At 57.2% G+C, this 11,887-nt stretch carries 11 protein-coding genes and 1 pseudogene; 11 read left to right on the top strand and 1 reads right to left on the bottom strand.

Translation table 11 applies throughout. The features are described from left to right. Positions 1 to 10: 10 nt before the first annotated feature. Positions 11 to 823 carry a sugar phosphate isomerase/epimerase family protein gene (locus tag ACFO1S_RS09775; protein WP_204603797.1) on the top strand — a complete coding sequence of 271 codons (813 nt, stop codon included), beginning with the start codon at positions 11 to 13 and terminating at the stop codon, positions 821 to 823. Between the two features lie 205 nt (positions 824 to 1,028). On the opposite strand, the pseudogene ACFO1S_RS09780 reads toward ACFO1S_RS09775, so the two are convergent. Continuing rightward, positions 1,029 to 1,190 (bottom strand): annotated as a pseudogene (locus tag ACFO1S_RS09780) (DUF2188 domain-containing protein); the annotation flags it as partial. A gap of 178 nt (positions 1,191 to 1,368) precedes the next feature. Here ACFO1S_RS09780 and ACFO1S_RS09785 point away from each other — a divergent pair. From ACFO1S_RS09785 to ACFO1S_RS09830, 10 genes are all read left to right on the top strand, one after another. Beyond that, on the top strand, positions 1,369 to 3,150 hold the full coding sequence (locus ACFO1S_RS09785) for a sensor histidine kinase (protein WP_204603795.1): 1,782 nt from the start codon (positions 1,369 to 1,371) through the stop codon (positions 3,148 to 3,150). Next, the gene (locus tag ACFO1S_RS09790) at positions 3,143 to 4,234 is read left to right on the top strand and encodes a response regulator transcription factor (protein ID WP_204603794.1); all 1,092 of its coding nucleotides are present in this window, start codon (positions 3,143 to 3,145) and stop codon (positions 4,232 to 4,234) included. The genes ACFO1S_RS09785 and ACFO1S_RS09790 overlap by 8 nt, the downstream gene beginning before the upstream one ends. Positions 4,235 to 4,350: 116 nt before the next feature. After that, positions 4,351 to 5,673 carry an ABC transporter substrate-binding protein gene (locus ACFO1S_RS09795; protein ID WP_204603793.1) on the top strand — a complete coding sequence of 441 codons (1,323 nt, stop codon included), beginning with the start codon at positions 4,351 to 4,353 and terminating at the stop codon, positions 5,671 to 5,673. Between the two features lie 36 nt (positions 5,674 to 5,709). Further along, positions 5,710 to 6,597, top strand: coding sequence for a carbohydrate ABC transporter permease (locus tag ACFO1S_RS09800; RefSeq protein ID WP_204603792.1), 888 nt, complete (start codon positions 5,710 to 5,712; stop codon positions 6,595 to 6,597). Beyond that, positions 6,594 to 7,463, top strand: a complete 870-nt coding sequence (locus ACFO1S_RS09805; protein WP_378126684.1) for a carbohydrate ABC transporter permease — start codon at positions 6,594 to 6,596, stop codon at positions 7,461 to 7,463. Before ACFO1S_RS09800 ends, ACFO1S_RS09805 begins: the two co-directional genes overlap by 4 nt. 31 nt (positions 7,464 to 7,494) lie before the next feature. Then, positions 7,495 to 9,237, top strand: coding sequence for a cellulase family glycosylhydrolase (locus ACFO1S_RS09810; RefSeq protein WP_204603791.1), 1,743 nt, complete (start codon positions 7,495 to 7,497; stop codon positions 9,235 to 9,237). A gap of 333 nt (positions 9,238 to 9,570) precedes the next feature. After that, on the top strand, positions 9,571 to 9,870 hold the full coding sequence (locus tag ACFO1S_RS09815) for a hypothetical protein (protein WP_204603790.1): 300 nt from the start codon (positions 9,571 to 9,573) through the stop codon (positions 9,868 to 9,870). A 51-nt stretch (positions 9,871 to 9,921) separates the two neighbouring features. Continuing rightward, positions 9,922 to 10,587, top strand: coding sequence for a PspA/IM30 family protein (locus tag ACFO1S_RS09820; RefSeq protein WP_204603789.1), 666 nt, complete (start codon positions 9,922 to 9,924; stop codon positions 10,585 to 10,587). Positions 10,588 to 10,591: 4 nt separating this feature from the next. Then, positions 10,592 to 11,104, top strand: a complete 513-nt coding sequence (locus ACFO1S_RS09825; protein WP_204603788.1) for a PspC domain-containing protein — start codon at positions 10,592 to 10,594, stop codon at positions 11,102 to 11,104. 4 nt (positions 11,105 to 11,108) lie between these two features. Continuing rightward, positions 11,109 to 11,792 carry a PspA/IM30 family protein gene (locus ACFO1S_RS09830; protein WP_204603787.1) on the top strand — a complete coding sequence of 228 codons (684 nt, stop codon included), beginning with the start codon at positions 11,109 to 11,111 and terminating at the stop codon, positions 11,790 to 11,792. Positions 11,793 to 11,887: the final 95 nt, after the last annotated feature.

Below are 11,887 nucleotides of genomic sequence, written 5' to 3' on the forward strand. Positions count from 1 at the left end.
GGATGAGAAATTGAATACAATTATTGCGAAAGCGGCCTGGGGGATGGAAGGATCGGTGGAACGGCAGCTGGAGCGCATTGCCGAAGCGGGATACACCGCATACGAAAGCCCGCCGCCCACAGGGATTGCCGTGGAAGCCTTCCGGGATTTGCTGGACGGATACGGCTTGATGTATATCGCCCAGATGCATACGGACGGCAGTCTGGAGGCGGACGGCCATGCGGCCACGTTCCGCGAGAGGCTGCTGCGGGCACGGGAATGGTCGCCCGTCCTGGTCAATTGTCATACGGGCCGAGACGGCATGGCTTGGGAGGAGCAGCAGCGCTTGTTCGCGGACGCTCTGCAAGCCGAGCAGGATATCGGGGTTCGCGTCGCGCATGAGACGCATCGCAGCCGCTGCGCGTTTACGCCATGGACGACGGGGAGATTGCTGCGGGAATTTCCCGCGCTTAAGCTATGCGCCGACTTCAGCCACTGGGTCTGCGTAACGGAATCCTTCCTGGAGCGGTATGCGGCCGACGTGGATTTGGCCATTGAGCGAAGCATCCATATTCATGGCCGTATCGGTTATTTTCACGGACCTCAAGTGACCGATCCCCGAGCACCGGAGGCAGCCGGCGAGCTGGCGGTGCACGAGTCGTGGTGGAGGCGGATTTACGAGCGAAGCCTGGAGCGGGGAGAACCCCTCTTTACCTTTACGCCGGAATTCGGTCCTCCAGGGTATATGCACGTCATACCGTATACTCGCCAGCCGCTGGCCGATCTGTGGGAGATTAACGACTGGATGCGCCGGCGCAGCGCGGAATGGATGAAAGGCGGTTGAACCAAATCTGTATCGTCGCCATTCGGGCAATGAGGCAATAGGAGAGAAGGAAAATCGAGTTAGCCGACAGGCCCTTGGCTTTTGATGCCAAGGGCCTGTATTTGCATTCAGGCGGTATTGAATACCAGAGAGCTGTCTCGGCCCGGTTGCTTGGCGACGGAGTTTCGTGCGTCTATTCTCCCTTCTTGCGAATCTGCTTATGGCGATTGGCCGCCCATTCCTTGGCCTGCGAAGTGGCGATGGCAATCGCGCGTCCTTCCTCATAGCCGTCCTCCAGCAGAGCATTGGCGATTTCGACGGCTTTATCACGAACGGGCGCGGTGAAGTTTTTGAGCGAATCGGGATAGTTCTTTTTGTCCCAGGGCATCGTTGGCACCTCCTAACGGATAAAGTTGTTGCTATAATAGAGATTAACCAATTGACGGGGATCTGCATGCGGCCTGCTGTACTCCTGTCCGCCCCGGTAAGGCTGCCGCATTCGCGGAGCGGGCATAGGCGGGGGGCTGGAACGCAGGCTTGAGGTTGAGAATCGAAGGAGCGAGACGATGAGGCGAACGAGCTTGAGGCTGCGGCTTATGCTGCTTATGATCGGGTTAACGACGCTTCCGGTCATCACGGTGACGTGGATCGCGACAAACAACACCCGCGACTCCGTGGAGAAAGAGATCATTAATGCGAACAGCTCGCGCATGCTGTGGGCGGACCAGTATTTGGACGAGCTGATTCAGCAGATCGATACTCTGTTCTACACGCTGCAGATCAACAAGTCGCTGATGGACGGCATGGGCGAGGTGGACAGCGCCGATGTCGGCGTGCAGTACAGAACGCAGAACTATATACAGAATACGCTGACGTCCACGTATTACTCGAATTCCCGCAAAATCGATCTGCTGTCGCTGTACGTGCATGCGAGCCAAAAAGCTTTCTCGGTGAATCACGCCAGCAGCGGCATTGTTTCCGCTGTCGATATTGGCCAAGGTGTGTGGAAGCGCTTACTGAAAGAACCGGTCAATATGTATTTCAAACAGTCGGACGATGGCATCTACGCTTATCACGGCATCTACCGGTTCGAGGACCAAGCGCTGCTCGGCGGACTGTCCGTTCGCTTGAATCGCGACGTCTGGCAGGAGGTCGGACGCATCCTCCAGTCGGAGCCGGAAAGCTCCGTATTCCTTGTCAACGACGAAGGAGAGCTGCTGTCCGGTTCTACGGAAGCCGGGATGGCGGAGGAAGTCGCCTCCGAGCTTCGAGAGCTGGGCCTCGCGGATTCCGAGCTGAAGCTCGGAAGCTCCGATAACTATTACTACTTCGTAAAAAGAGTCGACGACGGCGAGCTGACCGTCATAAAAGCGGTGCCGTTGGACACGGTGACGCGCAGCGCCAGAACGACGATCCGGGCGGGGATCGTGACAGGAGCTTTGTTCGCGGCAGCCTCCGTCGTGCTGTCGATTCTCGTATCCTTGCGAATCAGCCGTCCGATCGTCGGCTTGGCCCGGGCGATGAGAAGCGCCCAGATTCATAACTTCGAGCTTAAGTCGACGCAAAGCAGGGACGAGATCGGATTGCTCGAACGGGGCTACAACTCCATGATGCTTCGCATCAAGCAATTGATCGAAGACGAATACCAGCGCGAGATCGATCTGAAGAACGCGCAGCTTCAGGCGCTGCAAGCCCAGATTAATCCCCACTTCCTCAATAACACGCTGCACCTGATCGGCGGGATGGCTCTCACCAAGGGAGCCCCGGAAATCTATAAGGTGACCCAGGTGATCGGCGAGCTGCTGCGCTATTCGATCGGCACCGAAGAGGACCGTGTTCCGTTGGCGGACGAGCTCAAGCATATGCGCAATTATTTGTTTATTCAGGAGAACAGATTTACAGGCCGCTGTACCGTTGCGCTGACGCTGGAGGAAGCCGCGCTTGGCTCGCTCATTCCGAAGTTCACGCTTCAGCCCCTACTGGAGAACGCCTTCGAGCACGGCCTCCAGCGGAAGGAAGGCGCGTGGCGCATCGAGGTGCGAGTGAAGAGGCTGGCCGCCAATATAGCGATTATCATCAAGGACGAAGGCATCGGGATCAGGCGCGACCGACTGCTGGAGCTCCGCGCCGAGCTGGCGGAAGGAGCGAGGCCTGCTTCTTCGCAAGCCGTCCCCGAACAGTCGAGGAAACGGAAGGGCAAAGGAATCGGCCTGAAAAACGTCGATACGAGGCTGAAGCTTCAGTTCGGCTCCGGGAGCGGCGTAAGGCTGTTCAGCTCGCCCGGAGGGGGAGCTCTTGTTGCCGTCAAGCTGCCTATCCAGAATAGCGGAGGTAAGGAACATGTTTAAGGTACTGGTCATAGACGACGAGCCTTGGTCCAGAGAGGTCGTTAAGGCGCTTGTCCAGTGGGACGAGCTGGAGCTTCGATTGGACGGCGAAGCCGAGGACGGCACGGAAGGGCTTCGTCTGATCGAAGAACGAGAGCCCCACATCGTGGTCACCGACATGAGAATGCCCGGGCTGGACGGCGTGGGGATGCTTAAGCGAATGAACGAGAAGTTTCCGGCCATGAAAATCATCGTGATGAGCGGTTACGACGATTTCGTCTATCTGAAGCAGGCGATTCGTTCGCGGGCGGTGGAATACTTATTGAAGCCGATTGACGGCGGCGAGCTTAACGCGGCATTGGCGCTATGCGTACAAGAGCTGAAGCAGGCGGAGCAGACGAATAACGCGCCATGGCGAACGTCCTTTTTCGCCTTCTCCGATGTGTCGGCGCAAGAGCAATATACCTCGCTCCGGCAAAAAATGGAGGGCTGTCTGCTTGAGCTGGATAGCGCAGCGGCTATCGAGGTTCTGGAAAAGCTTGGAGAGCTGGTTGAATCCTCCATGCCCGACAAGGAGGGACATAACGGTCTCGCCAAGCTTGCCCGCGACTTCCTGTCGATGATCGAGGAGTTCGCCGCGGAGAACGAGTTGGACGTCGCGGGTCTCTGGCCGAAGGCGCCGTCGGGGGATTGGAGGAACGCGGCCCAGGCGATTCGGGAGCTGCGTACGATATATGCGGAAGCGATCGAACAGATCGGGGCGAATCGCCGGAAGCGGCTGCGACTGGACATTGCCGCGATCCGCGCCCACATCGACGGCCATTACCACGAGCCGATATCGCTGGAGATGATTGCGCAGCGCTTTTACGTCAGCAAGGAGCACTTAAGCCGGGCGTTCAAATCGGAGGCGGGAGAGAATCTGTCCGACTACATTTTACGCAAGCGAATGGAGAAGGCCAGAGAACTGATCCTGGAAGGAAAGCTCTCGATCAAACATGTGGCGAAGCTGACCGGATATGAGGATGTGGCGTACTTCTATCGGGTGTTCAGAAAACAGTTCGGCCACACGCCCGGCGATCTGCGCAGGGAAGACCAAGGGGAGTGAACGGATGCCGTCATATCAATAAAATACAATAACAGTTGCTAATATCCTCGAATGATAACCTCTAACCGTCTCCCCTATACTGAAGGTGCAATTCATATCAAGGGGGTACTCATACTATGAAGAAAGCGCTTCATCTTAGCCTCGTTCTTGCACTCGTCGCTCTGTTCCTGTCGGCGTGCGGAGGGAACCGGGACAACGGCCCCTCCGAGGGAGCATCGCCATCCCAGAGCGCGGCCCCGTCTCCGTCGGCCACGGCAAAAGCCGAGCCTCGGAAGGTCGAGCTTAAAGTGTTCATGAGCTTTCCGAGGTTCAAAGACCAATTCGAAAGCTATTTCGCCCAATTCAAGGCTAAGGAGCTGGCGGAGAAAAACATCGACGTTTCGATCAAGCTGGAGATGCCGAATCCCGACCAGGCCAAGCAGATTCTGCAGACGCGGCTGGCTTCCAACGACGCGCCGGACTTGTTCACCCTGCATGCTATCGCGGATATTCCGACTTATTACAAAGCGGGCTACCTAGCCGATCTGTCGGAGCAGCCGTTCGTGCCGAAGGTATACGAGAGCGTTCGCAAAACCGTCACTTACGACGGGAAGGTTGTCGCGCTGCCGCTCGAAAGCTTGTCCTGGGGCTATCTCTACAACAAAAAAATATTCGCGGAGCAGGGCATTACGCCTCCGCTGACAATCGATGAAATGAAGGCGACTATCGACAAGCTGAACGCGGCGAACATCAAGCCGTTCATGCTGGCGTTCCAAGAGTCTTGGATTCCGCAGCTGATGATGGCGCTTTCGCTGGGCGGAACGGTATCCTCGGCCCACCCGGACTGGATCGAGAGAATGAACAAGGGCGAAGCCTCGTACGGCGAAGTCGCCAGCGTCTTCGACATCATCGATCTGATCATGGCCAACGGAACCGGCAAGCCTTTCGAGGTCGGGAACGAAGCCGGCTCTACCGACTTCGCGAACGGCAAGGCTGCGATGTGGGTTCAAGGACCATGGCAGGCGGAGACGATCCTTAAAGTCAATCCGGACATGGAATTCGGGGTCGCGCCGCTGCCTGTCAGCAACGATCCGGCCGGAGCGATGATTAACCTTGCGACCTCGACGTCGCTGGCGGTTTCCCCGAAGAGCGGCAACAAGGAGGTCGCGCTGGACCTGCTCAACTACATTCTCGACGACAAGGATTCCGCGCCGCTCTTCGAAGAGCTCAAGTTCAATCCGGTCGCGACGATGCATACCTACGAGACGTTCCCTTGGATTTCCGAAGCCAGCTCCTACGTCGCGGACGGCAAAGCGTATCTGGACTTGTCCCTTCCGAACGGCGTGACGGACGAGACGGCGAAGCTGCTCCAAAGCTATTTCGCTAAGGATGTTACGAAAGAGGACATCATCAAGACGCTGGACAAAGCGTGGGCCAAAGGCGTCAAGACGCAGCAGTAGCCGCGAGGCTCATGCGGCTGGACGGGAGGTTTGGCGATGCGTCTAACGAAAAAAGGAAAACAGCGGATCGCTCTGCTCGCCTTCGTCTTTCCAGCGCTAGCGTTCTACGCCGTGTTTATGCTCGCCCCCGCCTTCGGGGGCGCAGCGTACAGCATGACGGATTGGAACGGGCTGAATCCCGCCTACGGGTGGGTGGGATTCGCCAACTATGCGGAGGCGCTGACGGACGATCCGTACTTTATGAATTCGCTCTGGTTTACGGCGAAATTCGTCGTCTTCATGGTCGTGCTGCAGAACGTTATCGCGATCCTGCTCGCCGCCCTAGTCGAATCGCTGGGCAGGAGCAAAGCCTGGTTTCGCACGATCTTCTTCATGCCGAACATGCTGAGCATGATTATCGGCGGGTTTATGTGGCTGTTTATATTTACGAAAGTGTCGGCTTATCTGACGGAGCATGCCGGACTCGGTTTCCTTGACCGCTCCTGGATCGGCGATCCCGATTATTCGTTCTATGCCATCCTTGTCGTTTCCCTGTGGGGAGGCGTCGGCTACCTTATGGTCATCTATATCGCGGCGTTGCAAGGGGTGCCCAAGCAGCTCAAGGAGGCCGCCTCGATCGACGGAGCGAATGCGTGGCAGACGTTCCGGGGCGTGACTCTGCCGATGATCTATCCTGCGATCACGATCGGTATTTTCCTGACGCTGAACTCCTCCTTTAAAGCCTTCGACGCGGTGTACGCGTTGACGGGAGGCGGTCCGGGCCGGGCGACGCAGGTCGTTGCGATGAATATCTACGAAGAGGCGTTCAGCTTCAACAGCCGTTACGGGTACGCGAGCGCCAAAGCGATGATTCTGTTCCTGATCGTGTTCCTGATTACGATGGCGCAGCTCAGGATCATGAAGAGCAGGGAGGTGGAAGCGTGAGTCGTCTTTCCGTTGTGCCCGCGACTCGCGGGAGTTCGAGATTCGGGAGTCGTCTCGGAGCTCTTGCCGCGATTCTTCTGCTTGTTGCTGCGGCTTTGTTTACGTTATTTCCAATCTACATGGGCGTCCTGAATTCGCTTAAGACAGAGGGCGAGATGCTGAACGATATTCTTGCCTTTCCATCCAAGCTGCAATTCGGCAACTATGCCGATGCCTTCGAGAAGACCGACTATTTGCGCAGCTTGCGCAACACGCTGGTGATCGCCGTCGTTGGATTGGCGGGCATCATCCTGTTAGCCTCGATGGCCGGCTACAAAATGTCTCGGATGCCGGGGAGACTGAGCGGTTTTTTGTTCGGACTGTTCGTCCTCTCCATGCTGATTCCGTTTCATTCCATCATGATTACATTGGTGAAAATCTCCAAGGAGCTGTCCGTGCAAGGCTCCACGGTCGGGCTTGGCTTCATCTATATCGGCTTGGGCGTATCGATGGCGATCTTTCTCTACCATGGCTTTGTCAAGTCGGTTCCGCGCGAGCTCGACGAGGCTGCCGTCGTGGACGGATGCGGCGAGCTGCGGTTGTTTTTCGTAGTCGTGTTTCCGTTGCTGCTGCCGGTGACGGCCACGATCGCCATTTTGAATTTGCTTTGGATGTGGAACGATTTTCTGCTGCCGCTGCTGATGCTGACCGATTCCGAGGACTATACGCTGCTGCTCTCCACAAGCATGCTGTTTGGCGAGTACAATAACGACTGGTCCGCGATTCTTGCTTCGCTTGTGCTTGCGATGCTGCCGGTCATCGTGCTGTATTTGCTGCTTCAGAAATACATCCTGAACGGGATCGCCGACGGCGCGGTCAAGAGCTAGCCGCTGCGACGGCAATTAGGGGGGAGAACAGATGGGCTTGTTGGAGAACGATGTCGCAAGGGAGAGCGAGGTTAGCGGCTTTCTGCGCGCAGAGGGGCGCAAGCTGGTTAACGGCGAAGGGCGGGAATTGCTGCTGCGCGGCGTGGGGCTGGGCAGCTGGCTGCTTCCGGAAGGCTACATGTGGGCGTTCCCGAACGGGGGGGATCGGCCTCGCCGCATTGAACGGATGATTGAAGAGCTCATCGGCGGGGAGAAGGCGGCAACCTTCTGGCAGCTCTATTACGACCGTTACGTGGGCGAAGAGGATATTCGCCAGATCGCCAGAGAGGGCTTGAATTCCGTACGGGTTCCGATCAACGCCAGGTTTCTGATGGAAGAGGGGGCGACGGTTCGTTGGAAAGAAGCCTCTCTGGCGTTGCTCGATCGGGTGATCGGATGGTGTCGGGAGCATCGCCTCTACGTCATTCTGGATTTGCATGGCGCTCCCGGCGGGCAGACGGGTACGAACATCGACGATTCGGAGTTCGACCGCCCGGACCTGTTTCTGGAGGAGCGCTACGCCGCATTAACTGTGGAGCTATGGGCGATGTTGGCCGCACGCTATAAGGACGAGTGGATCGTGGCGGGCTATGATCTGCTGAACGAGCCGTTGCCGGATTGGTTCTCGGCTTACAATGAGCGGATCATGCCCTTGTACAAGAGAATCGTCCGCGCCATTCGCGAAGTGGACGATCGCCATCTGATTATTCTCGAAGGCGCGCATTGGTCGACCGATTGGTCGATCTTCGACGAGAAAATCGACAGCAACGTGATGCTGCAATTCCATAAATATTGGAACAACCCGGATACCGAGAGCATTCAAGCCTATCTCGACGGTCGGGAGCGTTGGAACGCGCCGATCTTCATGGGAGAGGGCGGCGAGAATAACAAGGACTGGTATGCGGGCGCATTTCGCTTGTTCGAGGATCACGATATCTCATGGAATTTCTGGACGTGGAAAAAGCTGGACAGGGACAATTCGCCTTGCTCGGTCAAGAGGCCGGAGGGATGGGGCCTGCTGGTCGATTATTTGGAGGGCGGCGCGAAGCCGACTCCCGAAACTGCGGCAAAGGTACTGTGGGCGTACTTGGACAATCTCGCCTTCGCCGACTGCGTCCATCATCGCGACGTTGTCGATGCGATATTGCGAAGACCGCCGGTTCGCGTTCCGGCAGTGTTCTATTCCTACGAGGGTCCGGGAATTGGCTTCGGACTATCGGCGGAACGGGCAAACGGGGAGGACAATGGGGGCTCGGCGAACGATTCGAGCGAGGTCTCTGCAGTCGGAAAGAGAGCTGCCGGATTCCGCATTCACGACGGAACGGATATCCGGTTCGTGGAGAATGGCGGACGCAAGGCGCCCAACTTCCAGCACGGCCGCGGGGAAGCCTGGCAGCCGGGCGAATGGCTGTGCGTGCAGCTTTTGCCGGGCGAGTGGGCGGCATACGATTTTTGCGCTCCGCAAGAGGCGAGTGAGGTTGAGTATGCGCTGAGCCTGCGCTTGAGCGCGGTGGAGCAGCGGGCGTCGGTAAGAGTGAAGTCCGAAGGCGAATCGCTCGGTATTGTCGAGAGCGGCCCCGGCTGGGAGACGCTTCGGCTGCCGGAGCCCATACGTGTCGCTTCGGGCGTCCATCGGATCGTATTGGCTGCAGAGGGCGGTCCCGTGCGCATCATGTGGCTTGAGCTCCGGCCGGAAATCCGCAAGGATGCGGGAAGGCAATCCCGTTCGGAATGACACGCGCAACAGGAGCAAGCGAATAGCCTAACGGAGAGGCTGTCCGCTCTGGCGAATAAGGATGCTGTTTCTCAAGTCTGCGGCAGACTTGGAGGCAGCATCCTTATTTGATTTTCTTCTCGGTTTCCTCGGCTCAGCAGAAGCATACGGGGGGCGTTTCCCGCCCGGTTTGCCGATATCCGAACCGCCGGACGGAGCGAGGGAGGACGCAAGGCGGTAAAGACCCTCGACCACAGTCTAGGAATAAAAACATACGCGGGTCCGTTATGCCGAAAAGCGGAGAGGTTTACAATAAGGTCATAAGGCAAACGAAACAGAAAAGAGGTGAGGCACATGAAAAGCGGAAACGGATTGGCGCTGCTGCTGATCGCTTTCGGAGGATTGATCATTCTTGGTAAATTGGGATTCGGCCTGGGGTGGTTATTCGGACTTCTGATCCCGATCTTGATCATCCTTCTCGGCGTCGTAGCCTGGAATAACGGCAACCGGCTGCTGGGAGGCGTAATCGCCGTCATTGGAGGATTCGTCCTGCTGGGCAAGATGAGCTTCCTGTTCGTCTGGATTGCGGCAATCGCCATGATCGTATTCGGAGTATCGATGCTAGGTCGCAAAAATCGCGTCACGAGATTCTAAACTTTACTATAAAAGCCGCAGTTTACGATGGAACGAGGAGGGAACCAGGAAATGACCGTGATGAAAAGGGTGCGCGATATGACGGTGGCTACGCTGAACGATCGGCTGGAAAAGTCGGAAGATCCGGTACGCGTCATCGATCAATTCCTATGGACGACGCACCAGGAAATTACGCAAAGCGAAGGCCTGCAGCGCCAATATGCCGCACACACCGACAGCCTGTATCGGCAATGGAAGGACGCCGAGCAGTGGGCGGACAAGCGCGAGCAGCAAGCGGTGACCGCCCTGAAGGCGGGGGAAGAAAACATCGCTAAGCTGGCTCTGCAAGACAAAGTTATCCATGATGAACGAGCCGGGCGGTATCGCCAGCTATACGAGCAAAGCAAGACCGAGCTGGACGATCTGGAACAGCTGCTTCAAGAGCTCCGCAACGAGTACCGACTCGTCTATGATCGCCGTCAGTTCTACGTCGCGAGGATGGAGTCCCTTCGCCTTCAGCAACGATTGAATGCCCGATTTACGCCGGGCGGCGCGGATACGTCGCAGATGTTCCGCAAGATCGACGATCGGCTGACGGATATCGAGCTGGAAACCCGCAGCCTTCGCGACCTGCGCCGGATGGGCCAGGAAACGCTGCTGCACGCCGGCGAAGTCGTGAAAAACACGATCGAGCGGGAGCTTGAGGAATTGAAACGCAAACTGCAACAAGGAGGTTAAGGACATGCGCAAACTGTACCGTTCGACACGCGACAAGAAGCTATTCGGAGTGTGCGGAGGATTAGCGGAGTACTTGGGCGTGGACGCGACGCTGCTGCGGATTCTGCTTATCGTCATCGCCGTATTCTCGGCCGGCTCCGTCATCATCGTCTACATTATCGCCGGATTCGTCATTCCGATCGCCCCTTCCTACGGCGGCTTCGGAGCGGGTCCCTACGATCAAGGCTGGCGCGGCCAGGAGCAGCCGTTCTACGGCTACAATCCGGGACCCGGCCCGGCCCAAGGTCAAAGCTGGCCGCCGAATTCTGCCGGGTATCCCGGACAGCAGCCGAGAGGATTCCCTCCCTCGGGCGCTGCGCGTCCAGGGCCGGCGGCTTCCGCTCCGCCAACAACAAGCCGTCCGTCGCAAGGTCTTGACGCGATGATGGAGGATATAGAGAAGAAGTCTTTGCAGCGCGAAATCGAAGAACTGAAAGCCAGAATTTCAAAATTTGAGAAGCAATCGAAAGGAGAATAACACAATGGGTGTATTCCAAAGAATTAAAGATCTGACGAAGGCGTCGGTACATGATCTGCTTGACAAACTTGAGGACCCGATCGTCATGCTGAACCAATATTTGCGCGATATGGAAGTCGAAATTCACGACGCCGAGGTTACGGTAGCGAAGCAAATGGCTTCCGAGCGCCGGATGAAGCAACGCCTCGACGAGCTGGTCAGACTCGGCGTCGATCGCGAAGGACAGGCGGAGCACGCTCTGCGCTCCGGCAACGAGACGCTGGCCCGCAAGCTGCTTGAAGAGAAGGTGCAGTACGGGCAACAGGCTTCCAGTCTGGCCGAGCTTCACGCTCAATCCAGCGCGCAAGTGTCGGAATTGACGGCTCAGCTTCATGAAATGAAGGAAGAGTACTACAAGCTTCGCAACAAGCGCAACGAGCTGGCCGCGCGTTCCCAGATGGCGAAAGCCCGCAAGCAAATGGCGCAGATCAGCACGCTTCATACGATTGAAAGCGGCGCGGCTTCACGCGGCTTCCACAGAATGGAAGAGAAAATCATGCAGATGGAAGCGGAAGCGGATGTCGCGAGACTGCCGAGCATGTCCTACGGCGGAGTTCCCAGCCGAATCGATCCGGAGAAGGAATTCCGCGTAGAGCAGGAGCTGGAAGCTTTGCGAAGCCGGGTTCAACCGAACCTGAACAAAGAGTAACGCTTCAAGCATTCTCCCTTGGCGCAAGATGTGCTATGATGTCGGATAGTAATGCTCATATGAACAAGCCATAACGGTTCCCGGACTGTTATGGC

The sequence above is a fragment of the Cohnella boryungensis genome (assembly GCF_042651945.1).
GTDB classification, from domain to species: Bacteria; Bacillota; Bacilli; order Paenibacillales; family Paenibacillaceae; genus Cohnella; species Cohnella boryungensis.

Coding starts and splice junctions, on each gene's coding strand:
- ACFO1S_RS09785 (WP_204603795.1), top strand. CDS start 1,369: ATGAGGCGAACGAGCTTGAGGCTGCGGCTTATGCTGCTTATGATCGGG.
- ACFO1S_RS09790 (WP_204603794.1), top strand. CDS start 3,143: ATGTTTAAGGTACTGGTCATAGACGACGAGCCTTGGTCCAGAGAGGTC.
- ACFO1S_RS09795 (WP_204603793.1), top strand. CDS start 4,351: ATGAAGAAAGCGCTTCATCTTAGCCTCGTTCTTGCACTCGTCGCTCTG.
- ACFO1S_RS09800 (WP_204603792.1), top strand. CDS start 5,710: ATGCGTCTAACGAAAAAAGGAAAACAGCGGATCGCTCTGCTCGCCTTC.
- ACFO1S_RS09810 (WP_204603791.1), top strand. CDS start 7,495: ATGGGCTTGTTGGAGAACGATGTCGCAAGGGAGAGCGAGGTTAGCGGC.
- ACFO1S_RS09815 (WP_204603790.1), top strand. CDS start 9,571: ATGAAAAGCGGAAACGGATTGGCGCTGCTGCTGATCGCTTTCGGAGGA.
- ACFO1S_RS09820 (WP_204603789.1), top strand. CDS start 9,922: ATGACCGTGATGAAAAGGGTGCGCGATATGACGGTGGCTACGCTGAAC.
- ACFO1S_RS09825 (WP_204603788.1), top strand. CDS start 10,592: ATGCGCAAACTGTACCGTTCGACACGCGACAAGAAGCTATTCGGAGTG.
- ACFO1S_RS09830 (WP_204603787.1), top strand. CDS start 11,109: ATGGGTGTATTCCAAAGAATTAAAGATCTGACGAAGGCGTCGGTACAT.